Annotated in this window: 20 protein-coding genes and 1 riboswitch; of the genes, 8 read left to right on the plus strand and 12 right to left on the minus strand. The window is 59.5% G+C overall.

Annotated elements, in window-relative coordinates; genetic code table 11:
- Positions 1-98 precede the first annotated feature (98 nt).
- Both F3I47_RS04960 and F3I47_RS04965 read left to right on the plus strand, forming a co-directional pair.
- A complete protein-coding gene (locus F3I47_RS04960) occupies positions 99-1208 on the plus strand; it encodes a L,D-transpeptidase family protein (protein ID WP_009091312.1) in 1110 nt (369 codons plus the stop codon).
- A gap of 178 nt (positions 1209-1386) precedes the next feature.
- Positions 1387-2985, plus strand: coding sequence for an inorganic phosphate transporter (locus F3I47_RS04965; protein WP_150029439.1), 1599 nt, complete (start codon positions 1387-1389; stop codon positions 2983-2985).
- A 12-nt stretch (positions 2986-2997) separates the two neighbouring features.
- Here the strand turns inward: F3I47_RS04965 and F3I47_RS04970 are convergent, their stop codons facing one another.
- The 4 genes from F3I47_RS04970 to F3I47_RS04985 all read right to left on the minus strand — a co-directional run bounded on the left by F3I47_RS04970 (position 2998) and on the right by F3I47_RS04985 (position 7184).
- The gene (locus F3I47_RS04970) at positions 2998-4188 is read right to left on the minus strand and encodes an MFS transporter (protein WP_150029438.1); all 1191 of its coding nucleotides are present in this window, start codon (positions 4186-4188) and stop codon (positions 2998-3000) included.
- A gap of 70 nt (positions 4189-4258) precedes the next feature.
- Positions 4259-5209, minus strand: coding sequence for a tRNA dihydrouridine(16) synthase DusC (dusC, locus tag F3I47_RS04975; RefSeq protein WP_009091316.1), 951 nt, complete (start codon positions 5207-5209; stop codon positions 4259-4261).
- 2 nt (positions 5210-5211) lie between these two features.
- The gene (rhlE, locus tag F3I47_RS04980) at positions 5212-6573 is read right to left on the minus strand and encodes an ATP-dependent RNA helicase RhlE (protein ID WP_150029437.1); all 1362 of its coding nucleotides are present in this window, start codon (positions 6571-6573) and stop codon (positions 5212-5214) included.
- A gap of 218 nt (positions 6574-6791) precedes the next feature.
- Positions 6792-7184 carry a YbhQ family protein gene (locus tag F3I47_RS04985; protein ID WP_009091318.1) on the minus strand — a complete coding sequence of 131 codons (393 nt, stop codon included), beginning with the start codon at positions 7182-7184 and terminating at the stop codon, positions 6792-6794.
- A gap of 179 nt (positions 7185-7363) precedes the next feature.
- On the opposite strand from F3I47_RS04985, the gene F3I47_RS04990 reads away from it, so the two are divergent.
- Genes F3I47_RS04990 through F3I47_RS05000 form a run of 3 tightly spaced genes read left to right on the plus strand, consistent with a single transcriptional unit; the run spans position 7364 to position 10334 of the window.
- Entirely contained in the window at positions 7364-8125 is a 762-nt protein-coding gene (locus F3I47_RS04990) for an endonuclease/exonuclease/phosphatase family protein (RefSeq protein WP_009091319.1), read from the plus strand.
- A complete protein-coding gene (clsB, locus tag F3I47_RS04995; RefSeq protein ID WP_009091321.1) occupies positions 8122-9366 on the plus strand; it encodes a cardiolipin synthase ClsB in 1245 nt (414 codons plus the stop codon). Before F3I47_RS04990 ends, clsB begins: the two co-directional genes overlap by 4 nt.
- On the plus strand, positions 9366-10334 hold the full coding sequence (locus F3I47_RS05000) for a lysylphosphatidylglycerol synthase domain-containing protein (protein WP_009091322.1): 969 nt from the start codon (positions 9366-9368) through the stop codon (positions 10332-10334). The genes clsB and F3I47_RS05000 overlap by 1 nt, the downstream gene beginning before the upstream one ends.
- A gap of 84 nt (positions 10335-10418) precedes the next feature.
- Here the strand turns inward: F3I47_RS05000 and F3I47_RS05005 are convergent, their stop codons facing one another.
- Positions 10419-11126, minus strand: a complete 708-nt coding sequence (locus tag F3I47_RS05005; RefSeq protein ID WP_046101458.1) for a Bax inhibitor-1/YccA family protein — start codon at positions 11124-11126, stop codon at positions 10419-10421.
- 103 nt (positions 11127-11229) lie between these two features.
- Positions 11230-12324, minus strand: a complete 1095-nt coding sequence (locus F3I47_RS05010) for a DUF1615 domain-containing protein (RefSeq protein ID WP_150029436.1) — start codon at positions 12322-12324, stop codon at positions 11230-11232.
- A 106-nt stretch (positions 12325-12430) separates the two neighbouring features.
- Here F3I47_RS05010 and F3I47_RS05015 point away from each other — a divergent pair, with 106 nt between their 5' ends.
- The gene (locus tag F3I47_RS05015; RefSeq protein ID WP_009091325.1) at positions 12431-13216 is read left to right on the plus strand and encodes an OBAP family protein; all 786 of its coding nucleotides are present in this window, start codon (positions 12431-12433) and stop codon (positions 13214-13216) included.
- Positions 13217-13223: 7 nt separating this feature from the next.
- Here the strand turns inward: F3I47_RS05015 and moaE are convergent, their stop codons facing one another.
- From moaE to moaA, 5 genes are all read right to left on the minus strand, one after another.
- Positions 13224-13676 (minus strand): molybdopterin synthase catalytic subunit MoaE, encoded by a 453-nt coding sequence (gene moaE / locus F3I47_RS05020; RefSeq protein ID WP_009091326.1) that lies wholly within the window; start codon positions 13674-13676, stop codon positions 13224-13226.
- A gap of 1 nt (position 13677) precedes the next feature.
- Complete coding sequence (gene moaD, locus F3I47_RS05025; RefSeq protein WP_150029435.1) at positions 13678-13923, minus strand: molybdopterin synthase sulfur carrier subunit; 246 nt, start codon at positions 13921-13923, stop codon at positions 13678-13680.
- Entirely contained in the window at positions 13916-14401 is a 486-nt protein-coding gene (gene moaC / locus F3I47_RS05030; RefSeq protein ID WP_111207711.1) for a cyclic pyranopterin monophosphate synthase MoaC, read from the minus strand. Before moaC ends, moaD begins: the two co-directional genes overlap by 8 nt.
- 2 nt (positions 14402-14403) lie before the next feature.
- Positions 14404-14919 carry a molybdenum cofactor biosynthesis protein B gene (moaB, locus tag F3I47_RS05035; protein WP_111207712.1) on the minus strand — a complete coding sequence of 172 codons (516 nt, stop codon included), beginning with the start codon at positions 14917-14919 and terminating at the stop codon, positions 14404-14406.
- Between the two features lie 14 nt (positions 14920-14933).
- Positions 14934-15920: a GTP 3',8-cyclase MoaA gene (gene moaA / locus F3I47_RS05040; protein ID WP_111207713.1), complete on the minus strand. Its 987-nt coding sequence runs from the start codon at positions 15918-15920 to the stop codon at positions 14934-14936.
- Positions 15910-16043, minus strand: a riboswitch (molybdenum cofactor riboswitch). It overlaps the preceding gene by 11 nt.
- Positions 16044-16247: 204 nt before the next feature.
- Between moaA and yvcK the strand changes: the two genes are divergently transcribed.
- The gene (gene yvcK, locus F3I47_RS05045) at positions 16248-17171 is read left to right on the plus strand and encodes a uridine diphosphate-N-acetylglucosamine-binding protein YvcK (RefSeq protein ID WP_009091333.1); all 924 of its coding nucleotides are present in this window, start codon (positions 16248-16250) and stop codon (positions 17169-17171) included.
- On the opposite strand, the gene uvrB is transcribed toward yvcK, so the two are convergent.
- On the minus strand, positions 17155-19176 hold the full coding sequence (gene uvrB, locus F3I47_RS05050) for an excinuclease ABC subunit UvrB (protein ID WP_009091335.1): 2022 nt from the start codon (positions 19174-19176) through the stop codon (positions 17155-17157). The genes yvcK and uvrB overlap by 17 nt on opposite strands.
- A gap of 893 nt (positions 19177-20069) precedes the next feature.
- On the opposite strand from uvrB, the gene F3I47_RS05060 reads away from it, so the two are divergent.
- Entirely contained in the window at positions 20070-20792 is a 723-nt protein-coding gene (locus tag F3I47_RS05060) for an ABC transporter ATP-binding protein (RefSeq protein ID WP_009091339.1), read from the plus strand.
- The last annotated feature ends 18 nt before the right edge of the window (positions 20793-20810 follow it).

Genomic DNA, 20810 nt, shown 5'->3' on the forward strand with positions numbered 1-20810 from the left:
TCAGATCAATGAACATATAATGCGCAGCAGGTCACACTGGCCGGCATGAATTCGATACTTTGACCAGCCTGAAACAGGGCGATAAAGACTTGTAAAATATGAAAATGATTCGCGCTTTCGCTTCAATCGCACTGGCTCTGGCGGCGTTCAGCCAGTCAGCCTTTGCTGTGGTTTACCCGTTACCGCCGGCTAACAGCCGTCTGATCGGGGAAAATATTGAAATTACCGTTCCTGAAGACAGCAAATTGCCGCTGGAAGCTTTTGCGGCGCAGTATCAGATGGGCCTCAGCAACATGCTGGAAGCCAATCCGGGCGTTGACGTTTATCTGCCGAAAGCGGGCAGCAAAATGATTATCCCACAGCAGCTGATCCTGCCTGACGCCCCGCGCGAAGGCATTGTGATCAACAGCGCCGAGATGCGTCTTTACTACTATCCGAAAGGCAGCAAAACCGTGGTTGTCCTGCCGATTGGTATCGGTGAGCTGGGTAAAGATACCCCGATCAACTGGACCACGGCAGTTGAACGCAAAAAAGATGGCCCGACCTGGACGCCAACCAAAGGGATGCACGCCGACTACGCCGCTCGCGGTGAAACGCTGCCTGCCGTCTTCCCGGCTGGCCCGGACAACCCGATGGGCCTCTATGCGCTCTACATCGGTCGTCTCTATGCGATTCACGGCACCAACGCCAACTTCGGTATCGGCCTGCGCGTGAGCCACGGCTGTGTGCGTCTGCGTGCGGATGACATCAAGTGGCTCTATCAGAATGTGCCGGTCGGCACCCGCGTTCAGTTCGTTGACCAGCCGGTGAAAGCCTCGGTTGAGCCAGACGGTTCACGTTACCTTGAAGTGCATAACCCGCTGTCGACCACCGAAGAGCAGTTCAACTCCCGTGAGCTGGTGCCGATCACGCTGACTCAGGCCGTGACCAAAGTGCTGGCTGATGGCAGCATCAATCAGGATCAGGTTAACGCCGCGATTCAGGGCCGTACCGGTATGCCGGTAAAAGTGAACGGTGTGGAGAACAACGTTCAGACTGCACCTGTTCAGGTGCCGGAAAACTCACAGGCCGCCCCTCAGGAGCAGCCAATGACTCCGGTGACGCCTCAGGGTGCCAGCAGTGATGCCGCGCAGCCTCAGCAGCCCGCAACAGAAGCGGCCCCGGTGACCCCGGCCGCTCCGGCTGCCGCCACGAATAATAATTCGTAACGGACCGCCTGTTCTCAGAAGCCAGCGCCTGTCGCTGGCTTTTTTATTGCCCGCGCTATACCGCCCTCTCCGGCTAAATTTCCTGCCTGCCCATCATTTTTCTGTCATAGAAAGCGCGTATCACACAGCGATAACCCGGTGCAAATCAGCATCCGCTATCCGCCACACGAGGTACACCATGAGCGAAAACAGTCTCCCCTCATCCGTCCGGGGCCGGCCTGATTTCAACGGCAAAGGCAGTCGCTTCAGTAAACCGCTGTTTTTTATTCTGCTGGTCGCGGGTCTCGCGTTCGCCGGCCTCAATCTGGTCAGTGACGTTGAAGAGACCAACATGCCGGTCACCAGCCTCCTGCCCTTCTTTCTGCTGGGCCTGGCGCTGCTGATTGCGCTCGGCTTTGAGTTCGTCAATGGCTTTCACGACACCGCCAACGCGGTCGCCACGGTGATCTATACCCATTCGCTGACGCCCGGCGCCGCCGTGGTCTGGTCCGGTTTCTGTAATTTTATGGGCGTGCTGCTCTCCAGCGGGGTGGTAGCGTTTGGCATTATCTCGCTGCTGCCGGTGGAGCTGATCCTGCAGGCCAGCAGCGGCAACGGCTTCGCGATGGTCTATGCACTGCTCTTTTCCGCCATTATCTGGAATCTCGGCACCTGGTATTTTGGCCTGCCCTCCTCCTCCTCCCATACCCTGATTGGCTCCATCATCGGCGTTGGCGTCGCCAACGCGATGCTGCACGGGCGCAACGGGCTGAGCGGCGTGGACTGGGATCAGGCGCTGAAGGTGTGCTATGCGCTGCTGCTCTCGCCGGTGGTGGGTTTCGTCTGTGCCGGGCTGCTGCTGTGGGTCATGAAACGCTTTATCCGCAATCACCAGCTTTACCGTGCGCCACAGAGCGATCAGCCGCCGCCGGTCTGGATCCGCGGCCTGCTGATCCTGACCTGTACCGGCGTCTCTTTTGCACACGGCTCTAACGACGGGCAGAAAGGGATGGGGCTGATTATGCTGATCCTGGTCGGCACCATGCCGATCGCCTACGCCCTGAACCGATCGCTGCCCGCCGACCAGATCCCGCGCGTGGCGGCGCTGACCGAAGTCACCGCGCATCAGCTGCGCCAGCTGCAACCGGCGGCGGCACACCCTCCGGCGGCCCGCGACGTGCTGACCGGTTTTGTCGGCAGCAACCGGATGAACAGCGAGGTATTACCGGCGCTGGCGATGACGCTCAATGAAGTGGGTGATGAGATTCGCCGCTATGGCTCGATGGATAACATCCCCGCCCAGGCGGTGACCAACACCCGCAACCAGATGTATCTGGCATCAGAGTCGATCAAGCATCTGCAGACCGCAAAGGTCACGCTGCCGCAGGAGACGGAACGCAATCTGAAAGCCGTGAAAAGCGAACTCGACAGCGCCACCCGCTTTATTCCGATGTGGGTAAAAGTGGTGGTGGCGATTGCGCTGGGGCTTGGCACGATGGTGGGCTGGCGGCGGATTGTGGTCACGGTGGGAGAACGCATCGGCAAAACCCATCTCAGCTATGCGCAGGGCGCCAGTGCCGAGCTGGTGGCGATGGCGACCATTGGCGCGGCGGACGGTTTCGGTTTGCCGGTTTCCACCACCCATGTGCTCTCCTCGGGCGTGGCGGGCACCATGGCGGCCAATCGCTCCGGCCTCCAGCTTGCCACGCTGCGCAACCTGGCGGTCGCCTGGGTCTTAACCCTGCCGGTCTCCGTTCTGCTCTCCGCCCTGCTCTACTGGCTGTTTACCCGTTTCTGATGACCCGGCGGCTCACCCGCTGGTGAGCCGCTGCTGAGCGCAGAGCCGCAGGGTAATCAGCAGCGCACCCAGGACCATGATCGCCGCCGCGAGGTAGACCGACTGCATGCCCCAGTGTCCGATAAAGAGTCCCGCCACCGGGCCGGTTAAGCCCAGCCCCAGATCGAGAAAGGCGGAGTAGGTGCCGAGCGCCGATCCCTGATCCTGACGCTCAACCCGCTTAACGGCTTCCACCCCCAGGGCCGGAAAGACCAGCGAAAAACCGCTGCCGGTCAGAAACGCGCCCGCCCCCACCAGCCACGCGCTGTCCGCCTGCCAGATCAGCAGCAGTCCCACACACTCCAGCAGAAAGGAGAACAGCGAGACGCGCAGTCCGCCAAAGCGGGTGATAAAGCGCCCGAAGCCGAGACGCACCAGCACAAAACCCAGGCTGAACAGCGTCAGCGCATAGGCCGCGCCCTGCCAATTGCGGCTGGCAAAGTAGAGGGTAATGAAGGTGGCAATCACGCCAAAGCCGATAGTGCCGAAGCCCAGCGCCAGACCGTAGAGCCAGACGCGGGAAAAGACGCGATGAAACGGAATGCGCTCGCCCAGGCTGACGGTGACGGCGGGTTTGCGGCTCGCCATCAGATAGCCTGCTATCCCCATCACCGCAATCAGGCCAGCAAAGCCGCTCATGCCGAACTGCCCGTTGAGCATCACGCCCAGCGGTGCGCCCACCGCCATCGCCAGATAGGTGGCGACGCCGTTCCAGGAGATCACGCGGGCGGTCTGCAGCGGCCCGACGATGTTCATGCCCCACAGGGTGGAGCCGGTGCTGCTGAAGCTTTCGCCCACCCCAAGAAACAGCCGTCCGACAGCCAGCAGCGTCAGGCTCAGCCATGGCCAGCTGCTCAGCAGGGCGGCGACGATGGTCAGCACCCCGCTCATGCCGCAGCAGAGCAGCCCCAGCATCACCACGCGTTTAGGTCCAAGCCGGTCGGCCAGACGGCCCGACTGAGGACGGCTAAGCAGCGTCGCGAAATACTGAATACTGATAATCAGCCCGGCGATAAATGAGCTGAAGCCGAGGTGATTTTTGACAAAGCCAGGCAGCACAGCCAGCGGCAAGCCGACAGAGAGATAGCAGAAGAAGGTGAAAACGATAACGGAAAGGATACGTTTGTTGAGCTGGCTGTTGCTCAACACGGCGGTGTCAGACATAGCAGAGTTGCGGTGAAGGAAATTTGGCTCACTATACCGTCAGGCCGCTAAGGGGTCGCCTGATTTTTTATCACAAACCATGAACCGTCGCGTGACGATCGATCGCCTGTGCAATGTCGCCCGACGATTTTAACGCCCGGATTTCGCTGAACAGGCCATCCGCTTCTGCATACGCTTTGCGCAGATAGCCAAGCCACTGTTTGATGCGCGCGACGTGATAGAGTCCGGTGTCGCCCTGCTTTTCCAGCCGGCTATATTTCTGCAACAGGCGCACCACCTCAGGCCAGGCCATTGGCGGCTCGTTGTATTTGACCACCCGGCTCAGGTTAGGGATGTTCAGCGCACCGCGGCCAATCATTACCGCATCGCAGCCGGTGACCGCCATACAGTTCTGCGCGCTCTGCCAGTCCCAGATTTCACCGTTGGCAATCACCGGAATGCGCAGCCGCTGACGAATCTCGCCAATCGCCTGCCAGTTGATCGCCTCGGCACGATAGCCCTCTTCCTTGGTTCGTCCATGCACCACCAGCTCACTGGCTCCCGCCTGCTGTACAGCATCGGCGATCTCCAGACTGCGGGCGCTGGAATCCCAGCCGAGCCGCACTTTCACCGTGACCGGTAAGTCAGCAGGCACCGCTTCACGCATCGCTTTCGCGCCGCGATAGATCAGATCGGGATCTTTAAGTAGGGTCGCTCCGCCTCCGCTGCCGTTGACCAGCTTAGAGGGACAACCGCAGTTGAGATCCACCCCCCAGGAGCCCAGCGCCACCGCACGGGCGGCGTTCTCGGCTAACCATTCGGGATGCTGCCCCAGCAGCTGCATCCGCACCCGCGTGCCGGAAGGCGTGCGGCTGTTGTTATGCAGCTCGGGGCAGAGACGATAAAAGGATTTTACCGGCAGCAGCTGATCGACCACGCGCAAAAACTCGGTGATGCAGAGATCGTAGTCGTTCACTTCCGATAACAGCTGGCGCACCAGCGAATCAAGCACGCCCTCCATCGGCGCCAGTAAAACCCTCATACTCAGACGTTCCCGGTGCGCTTCGGTGCCGGACGACGCGGACGGGAAGCGGGCTTGTCGCCCTGAGGCGCAGGCTGTCCCTGACGACGAGGCTGAGAACGCTTGTCGCCGGATGAACGTGGTGCACCTGCACCCTGTCCGCCCTGACCACGACCGCGCCCGCCGCCTGCACCGCCACGCGACTGCTGCTGGCGACCGTTGATGATAGGCTCTGCTTTGATGCTCGGATCGGGTTCATAACCCGGAATCGCCAGGCGCGGGATTTCACGCTTCAGCAGGCGTTCGATATCACGCAGCAGTTTATGCTCATCGACGCAGACCAGTGACAGGGCCGCACCGGTGGCCGCCGCACGGCCGGTACGGCCAATACGGTGCACATAATCTTCGGCGACGTTGGGCAGCTCATAGTTGACCACGTGTGGCAGCTCTTCGATATCCAGGCCACGCGCCGCGATATCGGTCGCCACCAGCACGCGGATCCCGCCGGATTTAAAGTCAGCCAGCGCACGGGTACGGGCACCCTGGCTCTTGTTGCCGTGGATCGCGGCGGCAGTGATGCCATCTTTGCCAAGCTGCTCGGCAAGGTGGTTAGCGCCATGCTTGGTTCGGGTAAAGACCAGCACCTGCTGCCAGTTCCCTTCGCCAATCAGCTGCGACAGCAGTTCCCGCTTGCGCTTCTTATCCACGAAATGCACCTGCTGAGCAACCTGTTCAGAGGCGGTGTTGCGGCGCGCCACTTCCACCATTTCCGGGTTGGTCAGCAGTTTTTCAGCCAGGCCTTTAATCTCATCAGAGAAGGTGGCCGAGAAGAGCAGGTTCTGACGCTTAGTTGGCAGGCGCGCCAGCACGCGACGGATGTCGTGGATAAAGCCCATATCGAGCATACGGTCCGCTTCATCCAGCACCAGAATTTCGACCTTAGAGAGGTCAACCGCATTCTGATGCGCCAGATCCAGCAGACGACCCGGTGTCGCCACCAGCACGTCGACGCCGCCACGCAGTTTAACCATCTGCGGATTGATGCTGACGCCACCAAACACCACCATCGACCGCAGCGGGAGATATTTGCTGTAGTCACTGACGTTTTCGCCGACCTGCGCCGCGAGTTCACGGGTCGGGGTCAGGATCAGGGCGCGCACCGGGCGACGGCCGCGCACCGGCGTGGTGGTCGCAGAGAGTTTTTCAAGCAAAGGTAAGGTAAAGCCGGCCGTCTTGCCGGTGCCGGTCTGGGCACTCGCCAGCAGATCGCGGCCTGCCAGCACCACAGGAATCGCCTGGCGCTGGATAGGTGTGGGTTCGCTGTAGCCTTGTTCGGCGACCGCGCGCAAAATATCGGCACTCAGGCCGAGAGAGTCAAAAGACATTACGTGATTTACTCCGGTCCGCTCTGTCCGTGATTCACGGTGTAGTTTTCAGAGGGATAGTGACGGCAGCTGGGGCTGACGCGTGAAAAGGGCACAAACTACGATGCGTAAGCGGGCGAGTGTAGCAGCTTTAGAGCAAGTGTGCGAGATAGCTCACATTTACACACACATCTTCCCTGCCCCATAAACAGGAAGGCCACCTTTCGGTGGCCTTCAACTTAGCTACGTTTTTTTTCGATGCGCCGTGGCGGTTCTTTCGCCAGCAGCGACACCAGCGCCGGACCCAGCAACATCACCACGCCGAGGCACGCCAGCAGCAGGTTGTTGTGGTAGATCCGCGACACCAGGAACAGTGTCATCATGGCAGCGCCAAAGTAGTAAGTGGTGGTCGCTTCTTCAAGATAATCGCCAAGGGTCCGTAAACGGGCGATGCGCTGTGTTGCCAGCATGGCAACAAAAACCAGTGCGTAGACGGCCACCAGCGTGCTGCAGACATCGACCAGGGCCTTGTGCTTCCAGCCCCAGATCAGCGCAGCGATCACCAGCAGATGCATAGCGATATGCATGTACGTCTGACCCGTGATGATTTGAATACGATTAGACCATTTCATTCAGTTCTCCTGGCAGACCCAACAGGTCGCCCAAGTGCTACCGGCACAAGCCGGAAACGGTTTCCTCAATGTAAAACAATTTTCGGATAACGCCTTAATTATCGCCCTCTCTCACCACCCATTTGTGACAAAGACTACACTTTGATTCTGGTGATGATGAAAAGGAGTGCGTCGCGAGTATGCCACAAAACACGCAAGGATTTTCAATAAAAGTCCTGACGATCAATACACACAAGGGTTTTGCCCCGTTTAATCGCCGCTTCATCCTGCCGGAATTACGCGAAGCCGTTCGCGCAACGTCGGCGGATGTGGTCCTTCTGCAGGAGGTGATGGGCACGCATGCCATCCATCCGCTTAACCATGACGCGTGGCCGGAGGCGCCACACTATGAGTTTCTGGCCGACACCATGTGGAACGATTTCGCCTACGGGCGCAATGCGGTCTACCCGGAAGGACATCACGGCAATGCCGTGCTGTCGCGCTTTCCGATTGCAGAGTATGAGAACCGGGATATCTCGGTGGCGGGCAGTGAAAATCGCGGCATGCTGCACTGTCAGATCGCCCTGCCCGAGCCGCATGGCACGCTGCACGTTATCTGCGTGCACCTTGGCCTGAAGGCCTCGCACCGCCGCGCGCAGATGAAGATGATATGTGAAATGGTCACCTCGCTGCCGCCCGACGCGCCGGTTGTGGTGGCGGGTGATTTTAACGACTGGCAACGACGCGCTAACGCGATCTTAAAACAGGGCGCAGGCCTGAAAGAGGTATTCAGCATGAAAACCGGACGCCCGGCGCGCACCTTCCCGGCGCGCTTCCCGATTCTGCGGCTCGACCGCATCTATGTGCGCAATGCCACCGTCACTCATCCGTGGGCGCTGCCGCGTAAGCCGTGGTCCCATCTCTCCGACCATGCGCCGCTGGCCGTGGAGATTCACCTATGAATTTCAGCTGGCAGGAAGGCAACCGGCTGCTGTTGCTGGAAAATGGTGAGGCGTTTTTCCCGCGCGTCTTTGGTGCGATACAGCGGGCCGAGCGCACGGTGCTGATTGAAACCTTTATTCTGTTTGAGGATGAGGTCGGCAATGCCCTGCATCGCGAACTGCTGGCGGCGGCCCAGCGCGGGGTGCGGGTTGAAATCATGGTCGATGGCTACGGCTCCGCCGAACTCTCCGACAACTTTGTGAACAGCCTGACCAGCGCGGGCGTGCGCTTCATCTACTACGATCCGCGCCCGCTGGTGATGGGCATGCGTACTAACGTGTTCCGCCGCCTGCACCGCAAAACCGTGGTGGTGGATGACGTGGTGGCCTTTGTGGGCGGCATCAACTTCTCTGCCGAGCACAACACCGACTACGGCCCCGAGGCCAAGCAGGATTATGCGGTGCAGGTCAAAGGGCCGGTGGTGGGCGACATCGCCCGCTATCTGCAGCAGGCGATTGGCAGTGAACAGCCTACCCGCCGCTGGTGGGGGTCGCGGTCTCACCGTCCGGCGGTCAATGCCAGACCCGGCGATGCCCAGGTGCTCTATGTCTATCGCGACAATGACGAACATCGCGACGACATCGAAATGCACTACCTTGAGATGCTGCGCGAGGCGAAGCGGGATGTGATTATCGCTAACGCCTACTTCTTTCCCGGCTACCGACTGTTGCGTGAGATGCGCAACGCGGCGCAGCGCGGCGTCAGGGTGCGGCTGATTGTGCAGGGCGAGCCGGATATGCCAATTGTGAAAGTAGGCGCGGAGTTGCTCTACAACTATCTGGTCGATGGCGGGGTTGAAGTCTATGAATATATCCGTCGTCCGCTGCACGGTAAGATCGCGGTGAAGGACGATCAGTGGGCCACCGTCGGCTCCAGCAATCTCGACCCGCTCAGCCTGTCACTCAACCTGGAAGCCAACCTGATCATTCACGACCGGCCGTTTAACCAGACGCTGCGTGACAACCTTGAAGCGCTGCTGGCAAATGATTGTCAGCGGGTGCAGGAGGATCGTCTGCCCCCACGCAACTGGTGGCAGCTCAGCAAAAGCGTGGTGGTCTTCCACTTCCTGCGCCATTTCCCGGCTATTGCGGGCTGGTTACCGGCGCACACACCGCGGCTGGCCCAGGTGGCTGCCCCGGTGCAGCCCGAGATGGAGACACAGGATCGCGTAGAAGCCGACAACCAGGGAGCAAAATCCTGATGGCAAAAAAACATCCACGCTGGCAACTGGCAAAAAAGATCCTCACCGTGCTGTTCTTTATCGCGGTGGTGGTGCTGCTGGTGGTTTATGCCCGCAAAGTGAACTGGGAAGATGTTTATGACGTCATCGTTAACTATAACCGCTTTGTGGTTCTGACCGCCGCCGGACTGGTGGTGCTGAGTTACCTGGTCTACGGCTGCTATGACCTTATCGGGCGCGCCTACTGCGGGCATAAGCTGGCGAAGCGGCAGGTGATGCTGGTGTCATTTATCTGTTACGCCTTTAACCTGACGCTGAGCACCTGGGTCGGCGGTGTGGCAATGCGCTACCGGCTCTACTCCCGCCTGGGACTCGACAGCGCCACCATCACCCGCATCTTCTCCCTGAGCATCGCCACCAACTGGCTGGGCTACATTCTGCTGGCTGGCGTGGTGTTCAGTGCGGGCATGGTCTCCATCCCCAGCGGCTGGTTTATCGGTGAGACTACCCTGCGGCTGATCGGTGTGGTGCTGCTGGTGCTGGTGGCGATCTACCTCTGGGCCTGTGCCTTCTCGAAACAGCGGCGCTGGACGGTCAAAGGGCAGACGCTGCAGCTCCCCTCGCTGCGTATGGCGCTGCTGCAGTTTGGCGTCTCCTGCGCTAACTGGATGGTGATGGGGGCGATTATCTGGCTGCTGCTGGGACGCGATGTCGGCTATCCGATGGTGCTGGGCGTGCTGCTGATCAGCAGTATTGCCGGGGTGATCATTCATATTCCGGCGGGGATTGGCGTGCTGGAGGCGGTCTTCCTGGCACTGCTCAGCGGTCAGCACGCGTCGCATGGCACCATTATCGCGGCGCTGCTCGCCTATCGCGTCCTCTATTTCATCCTGCCGCTGCTGCTGGCGCTGGTGCTCTATCTGGTTCTGGAGAGCCGGGCGAAGCATCTGCGCCAGAAGAACGAGCAGAAGCTTCAGAAGTCATCATAAAACGGGGGAGGCGCAACTGGTGCGCCTCCCCCTTTACATCTCAGCCGTTCAGCACGGCGCTGGCCGCGAAACGGGTAGCCTGACTCAGCGACGGTTGCCCATAATCCGCAGCAGCATCAGGAAGAGGTTGATGAAGTCCAGATAGAGCGTTAACGCCCCCATGATTGAGTAGCGACGCAGGTTTTCCGTGTCGCGCGCATCAATCTGCTCACCGATATTTTTCAGCTTCTGGGTGTCATAGGCGGTCAGGCCGACAAACACCACCACTCCGATGTAGGTAATCGCCCACATCAGCGCCGGGCTCTTCAGCCAGAAGTTCACCAGCGACGCCAGCAGGATGCCGATCAGCGCCATAAACAGCAGGCTGCCAAACCGGCTCAGATCGCGTTTGGTGGTGTAGCCGTAGAAGCTCATCGCGCCAAACATCCCGGCGGCGACAAAGAAGGTACTGGCGATGGAGGAGTAGGTGTAAACCAGGAAGATGCTGGCCATCGTGACGCCGGTCAGCGCCGAATAGAGCATAAACAGCCCGGTCGCCACCGCCCCGCTCAGGCGATGCACCATGCCTGACAGGAAGAACACCAGCGCCAGCTGCGCGATAATCAGCCCGAAGAAGGTGATCCGGTTGGCGAAGACCAGCTCCATGACCGCAGGCGTACGTGCAGCGAACCAGGAGACAAACGCCGTCAGCAGCAGACCACAGGTCATCCAGCCATACACCTGGGCCATGTAAGCCTGAAGCCCGCGCGAGGCGGGTTGAACGATAGAATCATGTCGTGGATATCGATCCATGATGCACCTCTTGATAAAGGGATGAGTAGTAAGACGCTCCACAGGGAGCCCTGTCAGATTTAAGTGTGGCACAGCTCAGCTCAACTGCGCCACAACATGCCGTTTAACGCCGCGACAGGCACTGCTGATAACGGCTGTCGACGCGCTGCGCAAACCACGCCGTCGTGAGATTGCGGGTAATTTTCGGGCTCTCCAGCTTAATGCCCGGCAGTATTTCACGCGGCAGCTTACGGCCCGCCATTTTATCCGCCAGGGTAAAGACCTGCTTCCAGAGTTCGCTGTCGCTGAACGACGCTTTCTCCCCTTTCTCCAGATCGCGCCGGATGGCGCTGTTGCTCATGTCGATCTGCTTCGACAGGGTGCGCACCGCCAGTTCGGTGCCGCCCGCCGCGTCTGAGCCATAGAGGATCAGATCGCCATCCAGCGCCAGCTTCATCCCGGTCGCCTTCGCCACCGCCGCCTGGAATGCCGCGTTGCGACTGGCGTACCAGCCCGCATTGAAGTCCGCGAAGCGGTAGAGCGGCTGGCTGTAGTCAGCCGGGTAGCCGAGCAGGTGCATGGTGCCGAAGTAGATCCCGCCGTGACGGGTAAAGACTTCACGCCGGATCGTGCCATCAACCGGCCACGGGTAGCCTTTGGCATGCGCCTCGGCAAAGGCAATGCTGACCTGCATCGGCCCGCCCGTGTGGATCGGATTGAGATTGCCAAACAGCGTCTGGCCCATCGGCACCATGTCGATCAGGTCATCAAAGATGGCGCTCAGCTCTTTTTCACTGCGCACTTTGTCGAGCCGCGCCGCGTAACTTTCGCCGGTCGGGGATTTAATCAGCAGCGCCGTGCGCACCAGAAAAGCCGGCACGTGGACTTTGGCCGCCCGGCGATTGATCTCACCCCAGGCGATTTTAGGCAGGCCGGGCACGGCCGCCTCGGCGCTGAAGTTGCTCTCCTGATCCGCCACGGCGATCACCGCGCAAAGGTTGCTGGCGCTGGGATCGATCTGCTGGGTGCGGAAAGAGGTGTAGATATCGTCGCTCCATGCCGCTTTGTTGCTGACATGCGACGGCAGCAGCCGCTGAATTTGTGCTTTCACATCCTCAGGCTGCCGGACCGGCGCCTCGGGGGTTTTCTTGCTGCTACAGCCCGCCAGCACCAGCGCGGCGACCAGTGTCAGACGTTGCAGAATCGGGGTGGATGACATGCCTGTCCTCAGAATGAACCAAAACCCTACTCTATCATCGCCAGCGTTTCACAGGCAGGCGGGAACTGAACTAAGGTTACCTTTTTTAACGTTAAAGGAACTTACGATGTTTAAACTCTGGCCTGTTGCGGCGTTCAGCCTGTTATTAACCGGCTGCGGCGCCAATAATACGCCTGCTCAGGTGCAGTCACCGGGCGCGCCCACCTCCTCCTCGCTGAAGCTGCTGGAGACCGGCGCCAGTGTGATGCAGTCACGACCGCCGATTGAGGCGATCAACACCTATCTGGATGGCTTCCATTTTTACAATGGTGACCAGAACGGTCAGATGGAGGCACACCACTACGTCACCGTGCTGAACGAGGATGTGATGCAGGCGGTGATCTATGACGGCAATACCCGCGACGCGCGGCTGATGGGGGTGGAGTACATCATCAGCGAACGGCTGTTCAACACCCTGCCCCCGGAGGAGAAGAAGCTATGGCACAGCCACCAGTATGAGGTGAAGTCGGGCACGCTGATTGCGCCGGGCTTACCCGCCAGCGCCGATCACGCCCTGATGAAACGCATCGTGAATACCTACGGGAAAACCTGGCACACCTGGCATACCGACCGCGATAAAACGCTGCCGCTCGGCATTCCGGCACTGATGATGGGCTTTACGGCGGATGGTCAGATGGATTCCCGGCTGCTGGCCGACCGCGACCGCCGCTTCGACGTCGACAGCAAAGCGGTTCGCGCCCGGCGCGCCGATATCGTGGCGCACCCGGCAGCAGCGGGTGCGAACGCGTGGCAGCAGGGCCAGGTGATCCAGCTGAAGCGGACGACGGGCGGCGGTGAGCACAGTCACGGCCAGACCCGCTTTGGCCCGGCGGAGCAGCTGAAGCAGCCGTAGTTCCGCGCTACTCCCAGCGCTGAGCGGCCTGGTGATCGCTGTCGCGGGCATCCACCCAGCGGTCACCCTGCTCTGTCGCTTCGCGTTTCCAGAAGGGCGCGCGCGTTTTCAGGTAATCCATGATGAATTCGGCGGCGGAAAAGGCGCTGCCGCGATGGGCGCTGGTCACGCCGACCAGCACGATTTCATCGCCGGGAAACAGCTCGCCGACGCGATGGATCACCGTGACGCGCTGCAGCGGCCAGCGTTCACGTGCCGCCGCCACGATCTCCTGCAGTGCTTTCTCGGTCATACCGGGATAGTGCTCCAGCGTCAGCGCCGCCACATCACTCCCCAGATTGTGGTTGCGGACTTTACCGGTAAAGGTCACAACCGCGCCATCTTCATCACAGGCGGCCAGCCAGCGATACGCTTCCGCCATGTCAAACGGCGCGGGGCCGACGCGAATCTGCGTATCCATCTCAGCCTCCGGTTACGGGCGGGAAAAAGGCCACTTCATCCCCGGCGCGCAGGGGATGCGTCATCGGCACCAGCGTCTGATTGACCGCCGCCAGCAGCTTACCCGACGCCAGCGCCAGCGCCCAGCGGTCGTCCCGTGCAGCCAGGGATGCGCGCAGTGCCGCCACGTCCGGATAGTCCGCGCTGACCTCCAGTGCGGGCGTGCCGGTCAGCTCGCGCACCTGGGCAAAAAACAGCACCTTAATCATGGGCCACCGCCTGAAAATCGCCGCTTTTGCCACCGCTCTTGCTGATTAAACGCAGCTGATCGATGACGATATCTTTCTGCACCGCTTTGCACATGTCGTAGATAGTCAGCGCGGCCACCGAAGCCGCGGTCAGCGCCTCCATCTCCACGCCGGTTTTGCCACTCAGGCGGCAGAGCGAGGTAATGCGGACCCGGCTGTGTGCCGGTTCTGCTTCGAGGTTCACTTCCACTTTGCTCAGCATCAGCGGATGGCAGAGCGGAATCAGCTCCCAGGTGCGTTTCGCCGCCTGGATACCGGCGATGCGGGCGGTAGCAAAGACATCCCCTTTATGGTGGCTGCCCTCAATAATCATCTGCAGCGTTTCCGGCTGCATCAGCACCAGCACTTCTGCCCGCGCTTCGCGCACGGTTTCAGCCTTGGCGGAGACATCCACCATGTGCGCTTCGCCCGCGGCGTTAATGTGTGTAAGTTGAGACATGCTTATTGTTTCTTCAGATGTGAGACAAAATTACAGGGCGCAGTGCGCGCATCAAGCTGGTCGGCAATAATGCGCTCCCAGGCGGTACGGCAGGCGCTGGTCGAACCCGGCACGGCCAGAATCAGCGTCTGATTCGCCAGACCGGCAATGGCGCGTGACTGCAGGGTCGAACCGCCAATCTCCTCGTAGGAGATCATCCGGAACAGTTCGCCAAATCCCTCAATCTCGCGGTCAAACAGCGGCAGCAGCGCTTCCGGCGTGCTGTTCTTCAGGTTAAACCCGGTGCCGCCGTTCACGATCACCACCTGCACATCGTCACTGGCGATCCAGCGCGACACGGTGGCACGAATGCGATAGAGATTCTCCGGCACGATAGCGTGATCGACCACGCTGTGGCCCGCTTCCGCCGCCGCGCTGCGCAGGTAGTCACCGGAGGTGTCATTGCTGGCATCGCGACGATCGGAGACCGTCATCACCGCAATCTGCACCGCCTGAAATTCGCTGGCTGGTTTACCCATACTGCCTCCTGAAATTAGCCGCCAATGTAAGAGAGATTCTGTGTAATGCCCGTGTTGCCCTGATGGAGAAAATGGGTCTGCTTCTTCTGCCCCAGGCTGCTGGCAATGCGCGCCTGCAGTTCAGCCTGCTGGTCGTCCGACGCCAGCAGATCGCGCAGCGGAATGCCGCCGTCGCCAAACAGACAGAGGTGCAGATTGCCCTGCGCGGAGACGCGCAGACGGTTGCAGCTGGCACAGAAATCTTTGGCGTAGGGCATAATCAGGCCGATCTCGCCGACATAATCGGGATGGTAAAAAACCTGCGCCGGGCCGTCACTGCGTTCGCTTTCGCGACGCTGCCAGCCCTGAGCGATCAGCTGGTCGCGGATCACCGCACCGGAAACGTGCTGATCGCGGAACAGCGAACCGCCGTCACCGGTTTCCATCAGTTCGATAAAGCGCAGCTGAATCGGACGGGTGCGGATCCAGTCCAGGAAGGTGGCGAGATTGCGGCTGTTAAGATCGCGCATCAGCACGCTGTTGACTTTGACCTGGCGAAAACCGGCGTCAAAGGCGGCATCGATGCCGCTCATCACCTGATGAAATTTATCCTGACCGGTAATAGCGTGAAACTGGCGGGCATCCAGACTGTCCACGCTGACGTTCAGCGCGGTTAAGCCTGCCTCGCGCCACTGCTTCACGTCACGCGCCAGCCGGTAGCCGTTAGTGGTCACCGCGATCTGACGAATGGCGGCGTTTTCACGCACCGCGGCGATGATGTCGGTGAAATCACGGCGCAGCGACGGCTCACCCCCGGTCAGCCGCACTTTTTCTGTGCCGGCTGCCGCAAAGGCCCGCGTGACACGGCGGATTTCATCCAGAGAGAGAAAGCTTTTGTTACGAATTCCCTGCGGCTTGTAGCCGTCCGGGAGACAGTAGGTACAGCGGAAATTGCAGACATCCGTGACCGACAGGCGCAGGTAATAGAACTTACGCGCGTATGCATCAGTAAATTGTGACACCAGAACACCTTTCCAGATTGGGAGATGCAGTCATTTCTTCCTGCACCCTGGCAGCTCGATGGCTACGGCCTGAACCCCCTATCCGCAGACTTAGGCATTCAGGCTTGAGTGTACGCTGACCCGTTGATCAGCGCGGTAAACATGATGGTAGCGTGATTCACGCCACTCTTCCATTCGCTGTTTTCGCTATATATTCTTATACATATCGAATTTTCACCGCATTTTCGCGACAGGATACGTTAAAATGCCCGCCTGATTTTGACGTAAGTCATCCGCGCGGGCTTAGCGTTTAGAGCCTCGCCACGCGAAAGGAAAGTAAGGAGAAGTATGAATCGCACACTGGCCGATCTTGATCGCGTTGTGGCACTGGGCGGCGGACACGGTCTGGGCCGCGTGATGTCTGCCCTTTCCCCGCTGGGCTCGCGTCTCACCGGCATTGTCACCACCACCGACAACGGCGGTTCAACCGGCCGTATCCGCCGTTCCGAAGGCGGGATCGCCTGGGGGGATATGCGCAACTGCCTGAACCAGCTGATTACCGAACCCAGCGTCGCCTCTGCGATGTTTGAGTATCGTTTCGCCGGTAATGGCGAACTGGCCGGGCACAACCTGGGTAACCTGATGCTGCGCGCGCTGGATCATCTCAGCGTGCGCCCGCTGGAGGCGATCAACATCATCCGCAACCTGCTGAAGGTGGATGCCTTTTTAATCCCGATGTCGGAGCAGCCGGTGGATCTGGTGGCGATGGATGCGGAAGGCAACATGGTTTACGGCGAAACGGCGATTGACGAGATGAAGCAGCCGCCGCAGGAGCTGATGCTGCATCCCAATGTCCAGCCTACGCGGGAAGCGCTGCAGGCGATTGGTGAGGCGGATCTGATCCTGATCGGGCCGGGCAGCTTTTACACCAGCCTGATGCCGATCCTGCTGATGGATGAGATGGCGCAGGCGCTGCGGCGCACGCCCGCCACCATGGTCTTTATCGGCAATCTGGGCCGCGAGCTCAGCCCCGCCGCCGCCAGCCTGTCGGTGGCTGACAAACTGGCAATGATGGAGCGTTACATCGGCAAGCGGGTGATTGATGCGGTGGTGGTCAGCCCGGCGGTCGATACCCGGGGGATTGACGATCGGCTGATCGTCCGTGAACCGCTGGAGGCCGCCGACATTAAATATCGTCACGACCGCCAGCTGCTCAGGGTGGCGCTGGAACACGCCATTCAGGGTTTTAACGGCGCTATGAGGCCGCAATAAACAGCGTACGCAGCTCATGCAGCTGGTCGCGCACATTCGCCGCCTGCTCGAACTCCAGGTTCTGCGCATGCTGCTGCATCTGTCCCTCCAGCTCGTGGATTTTCTTCTGCAGCGCCTGAGGCGTTAAGGTCAGCAAATCGGCCTGAGCCTGCGCTTCGCCCGGGCGGGCCGGTCTGGCTTTGCCACGGGTTTTCACCACGTTGTTGCCGAGTTCCAGAATATCGGTGATTTTCTTGTTGAGGCCCTGCGGCACGATGCCATTCTTTTCATTGTGCAGCTGCTGTTTCTCACGGCGGCGTTCGGTTTCTTCAATGGCGCGCGCCATCGACGGCGTGATTTTATCGCCGTAGAGAATCGCCTTACCGTTGACGTTTCGTGCCGCACGACCAATGGTCTGGATCAGGGAACGTTCTGAACGCAGGAAGCCCTCTTTATCCGCATCCAGGATCGCGACTAGCGACACTTCCGGCATATCCAGCCCCTCACGCAGTAAGTTGATGCCCACCAGCACATCAAACTCACCCAGACGCAGGTCGCGGATGATCTCCATGCGTTCCACCGTATCGATATCGGAGTGCAGATAGCGCACCTTCTCGCCATGCTCTGTCAGGTATTCGGTGAGATCTTCCGCCATGCGTTTGGTCAGCACCGTCACCAGGATACGTTCATTGGCCGCCACGCGCTGACGGATCTCCGACAGCAGATCGTCAACCTGGGTGCCGACCGGACGCACTTCGATGATCGGATCGAGCAGACCGGTCGGACGCACCACCTGATCGACCACTTCATTGCCCGATTTTTCCAGCTCATATTTACCCGGCGTCGCCGACACGTAGATGGTCTGGGGCGCCAGCGCCTCAAACTCTTCAAACTTCATCGGACGGTTATCCAGCGCCGACGGCAGACGGAAGCCATACTCCACCAGCGTCTCTTTACGCGCCCGGTCGCCTTTGTACATGCCGCCAATCTGCGGAATGGTGACGTGGGACTCATCCACCACCAGCAGGCCATCGGCAGGCAGATAGTCAAACAGCGTCGGCGGCGCTTCGCCCGGCCCGCGTGCAGAGAGATAGCGCGAGTAGTTTTCGATGCCGGAGCAGTAGCCCAGCTCGCTCATCATCTCCAGATCAAACTGGGTACGCTGGGTGATACGCTGCTCTTCCAGCAGTTTGTTGTTCTCCAGCAGCACCCGTCGGCGATCCGCCAGCTCCACTTTAATCTCTTCCATCGCCTGCAGGATGCGCTCGCGCGGCGTGACGTAGTGGGTTTTAGGGTAGATGGTGAAGCGCGGCACCACCGACTCGATCTGGCCGGTCAGCGGGTCGAACAGCGACAGCCGCTCAACCTCTTCGTCAAACAGCTCTACGCGCAGCGCAATGTCATCCGACTCCGCCGGGAAGATATCGATCACCTCGCCGCGCACCCGGAAGGTCCCGCGCTGGAACGCCTGGTCGTTTCGGGTGTATTGCAACTCTGAGAGACGACGCAGAATACTGCGCTGATCGATGATCATGCCGCGGGTCAGGTGCAGCATCATTTTCAGATAGAGATCGGGGTCGCCCAGACCGTAGATCGCGGAGACGGACGCCACCACGATCACATCCCGCCGCTCCAGCAGCGCCTTGGTGGCCGACAGACGCATCTGTTCGATGTGCTCATTCACCGAGGCATCTTTTTCGATAAAGGTGTCGGAGCTGGGCACATAGGCTTCAGGCTGATAGTAGTCGTAGTAAGAGACGAAGAACTCCACGGCGTTATCCGGGAAAAACTCTTTCATTTCGCCATAAAGCTGGGCGGCCAGCGTCTTATTGGGCGCCAGCACCATGGTCGGACGATTGAGGTCGGCAATCACGTTGGCGACGGTAAAGGTTTTACCGGAGCCGGTTACCCCTAATAAGGTCTGATGGGCCAGTCCATCCTCCAGTCCCTCTTCCAGGCGACGGATCGCCTCAGGCTGATCGCCTGAAGGTTTAAAGGCAGAGTTTAATTTAAAGGCTTTGCTCATGAATGCATTTCCTGCTGGAGAAGTCGGCGGGCAGGCACTTATTTTACTCGGCTATGGTGATTTTGCCAGAAAATAATACTGGATATAAAAACAGTAATGGTGCAATGTTAACCCCGTTGCGGTTCCGCTCCCCTCTCTGGCGCGCGATGAAAATCCAGGCGAAGCGTGTTGCGCAAGGTTATCCCCAGGCAGAGATCGGATTTAACATTTGTCAATAGAGCGTCACAAAATTACAGTCTGGTTACATGACAGAGAAATCGCAGGCTTGTTTTTTAATAAAATACTGATTTTACTGGCTTTAGCTTATGAGGCCAGAATCTCGTCATTATGTTACCAGGCCCCGTATTTCCTCGCTTCCAACTGGTTTTCATTACCTAATGCACAAGGTTATCCACAGGAATAGTGGATAAGTGATGGCAGCCCCGCCGCCATCAGCTGTGTATAGTTTTTCCCTGCCCTTCTGACACCGCGAAAATAATTTTTTTTCCGTTAAATTTCGCGCCCGCGGCTGGCGGAATAGTCTGCATTTTTAATCCTTCCCCCCGCTGGCCAGGCAAATTTCCGGGCGCCGACTAGAATTCTTAATCAGATTCGTTGCCTTCTCAGAGCACGCCTGCACCAGGAACAGCGCCGCCAGGCACTGCAAAAGTGCAGGTGCGTAATGACCGTGGGGAATTGATAAGTTTTTCTCACCTTTCCTTCCCCGAAAGCAGGCACAGCAGCAGAAAACAGGGCCGTTTTAAGATCTGGCCTGGGAATTGCAGGACTCTCTGGCACCAACGCGCACCAGGCGCACTGAGCTGCAACGGCGACAGGGCCGCTGCTGATGACTTGTTTGCCAGACGACAGAGAGCGGAAGCATTCAGGCTAATGATCGGGAAGGAGAGTGTCAGATGCTGAGTTTACGTTCGGTGAATCAATTTTACGGTCAGAACCACATTCTCTGGGATGTGGACCTCGATCTGGCGCCTGGCACCTGCACCGGCGTTCTGGGCCGGCCTGGCATGGGCAAAACCACGCTGGTGAACTGCATCATGGGCAGACTGCCTATCAACAGCGGCTCTATCTCCTGGAAGGAAGATGGCTCCCCGCCGGAAGATCTGCTGCTGCAACCGGCTGAACAGCGGGCACAGATGGGGATCGGCTACGTGCCGCAGGGCCGCCATATTTTTACCCAGATGAGCGTGGAAGATAACCTGCTGATCGCCCTGCTGGCGGGTGCCAGTCAGCACGATCGCCATCGCGCCATTCCTGAAATGGTGTTCGATCTCTTTCCGGCACTCTATTCGCTGCGCCAGCAGCGCAGCGGCGATCTGCCTGTCGATCAGCAGCAACAGCTGGCCCTGGCGCGTGCGCTGGTGCTGCAACCTAAACTGCTGATTCTCGATGAACCCACCGATGGCATGTCGCCGTGGCTGGAGGAGGAGATGGGCAATCTGATCCGGCGGCTTAACCTCGACTACGGGCTGACCATTCTCCTGCTGGAGCAGCGCCTGTCGCTAATCCGCCGCGTGGCAGACTACTTTCTGCTGCTGCACCGCGGTCGCAATGTGGCGCACGGCAGCATGGCGCAGCTTGACGACTACACCGTCGATAAATGGCTGACGGTGGCCTGAGGCAAAACCGGTTGCGGC

Origin of the sequence: Pantoea sp. M_10, assembly GCF_008631515.1 — a bacterium.
In the GTDB taxonomy this organism is placed as follows: domain Bacteria; phylum Pseudomonadota; class Gammaproteobacteria; order Enterobacterales; family Enterobacteriaceae; genus Pantoea; species Pantoea anthophila.

Excerpts from the sequence above, each read along its gene's own strand:
- F3I47_RS04960 (WP_009091312.1), top strand. The coding sequence starts at position 99 with ATGAAAATGATTCGCGCTTTCGCTTCAATCGCACTGGCTCTGGCGGCG.
- F3I47_RS04965 (WP_150029439.1), top strand. The coding sequence starts at position 1,387 with ATGAGCGAAAACAGTCTCCCCTCATCCGTCCGGGGCCGGCCTGATTTC.
- F3I47_RS04970 (WP_150029438.1), bottom strand. The coding sequence starts at position 4,188 with ATGTCTGACACCGCCGTGTTGAGCAACAGCCAGCTCAACAAACGTATC.
- dusC (WP_009091316.1), bottom strand. The coding sequence starts at position 5,209 with ATGAGGGTTTTACTGGCGCCGATGGAGGGCGTGCTTGATTCGCTGGTG.
- rhlE (WP_150029437.1), bottom strand. The coding sequence starts at position 6,573 with ATGTCTTTTGACTCTCTCGGCCTGAGTGCCGATATTTTGCGCGCGGTC.
- F3I47_RS04985 (WP_009091318.1), bottom strand. The coding sequence starts at position 7,184 with ATGAAATGGTCTAATCGTATTCAAATCATCACGGGTCAGACGTACATG.
- F3I47_RS04990 (WP_009091319.1), top strand. The coding sequence starts at position 7,364 with ATGCCACAAAACACGCAAGGATTTTCAATAAAAGTCCTGACGATCAAT.
- clsB (WP_009091321.1), top strand. The coding sequence starts at position 8,122 with ATGAATTTCAGCTGGCAGGAAGGCAACCGGCTGCTGTTGCTGGAAAAT.
- F3I47_RS05000 (WP_009091322.1), top strand. The coding sequence starts at position 9,366 with ATGGCAAAAAAACATCCACGCTGGCAACTGGCAAAAAAGATCCTCACC.
- F3I47_RS05005 (WP_046101458.1), bottom strand. The coding sequence starts at position 11,126 with ATGGATCGATATCCACGACATGATTCTATCGTTCAACCCGCCTCGCGC.
- F3I47_RS05010 (WP_150029436.1), bottom strand. The coding sequence starts at position 12,324 with ATGTCATCCACCCCGATTCTGCAACGTCTGACACTGGTCGCCGCGCTG.
- F3I47_RS05015 (WP_009091325.1), top strand. The coding sequence starts at position 12,431 with ATGTTTAAACTCTGGCCTGTTGCGGCGTTCAGCCTGTTATTAACCGGC.
- moaE (WP_009091326.1), bottom strand. The coding sequence starts at position 13,676 with ATGGATACGCAGATTCGCGTCGGCCCCGCGCCGTTTGACATGGCGGAA.
- moaD (WP_150029435.1), bottom strand. The coding sequence starts at position 13,923 with ATGATTAAGGTGCTGTTTTTTGCCCAGGTGCGCGAGCTGACCGGCACG.
- moaC (WP_111207711.1), bottom strand. The coding sequence starts at position 14,401 with ATGTCTCAACTTACACACATTAACGCCGCGGGCGAAGCGCACATGGTG.
- moaB (WP_111207712.1), bottom strand. The coding sequence starts at position 14,919 with ATGGGTAAACCAGCCAGCGAATTTCAGGCGGTGCAGATTGCGGTGATG.
- yvcK (WP_009091333.1), top strand. The coding sequence starts at position 16,248 with ATGAATCGCACACTGGCCGATCTTGATCGCGTTGTGGCACTGGGCGGC.
- uvrB (WP_009091335.1), bottom strand. The coding sequence starts at position 19,176 with ATGAGCAAAGCCTTTAAATTAAACTCTGCCTTTAAACCTTCAGGCGAT.
- F3I47_RS05060 (WP_009091339.1), top strand. The coding sequence starts at position 20,070 with ATGCTGAGTTTACGTTCGGTGAATCAATTTTACGGTCAGAACCACATT.